Source organism: Paraburkholderia sp. J7 (assembly GCF_905220155.1).
In the GTDB taxonomy this organism is placed as follows: domain Bacteria; phylum Pseudomonadota; class Gammaproteobacteria; order Burkholderiales; family Burkholderiaceae; genus Paraburkholderia.
Genome location: NZ_CAJMYZ010000152.1, coordinates 1 through 235, shown reverse-complemented (window position 1 = coordinate 235; position 235 = coordinate 1). Strand labels below are relative to the sequence as shown.

General features: G+C 62.1%; 1 protein-coding gene. It reads left to right on the top strand.

Annotation, left to right across the window (positions count from 1 at the left end; all coding sequences use genetic code 11):
- Positions 1-166 (top strand): SDR family oxidoreductase (locus U5A58_RS40740; protein ID WP_321965487.1); only part of this gene is annotated, 166 nt, incomplete at its 5' end.
- Between the last annotated feature and the right edge of the window lie 69 nt (positions 167-235).

Below are 235 nucleotides of genomic sequence, written 5' to 3'. Positions count from 1 at the left end.
TGCCCAGCGCCAGGGTCTCGCCGATTACCTGGCCGCGCAAATCCCGATGGGACGTCTGGGCGAGCCCGGCGAAATCGCCAGCGCCGCACTGTTTCTCGCTTCGGACGATGCAAGCTTCGTGAACGGCATCGAACTGTTCGTCGATGGCGGCCAGCAGCAGATCTGAACGAAGCATGGGTGCACGGTTGGGGGCTGTCACATCCGTGCACCCGAACGGAGTTTCATCATGATCGAG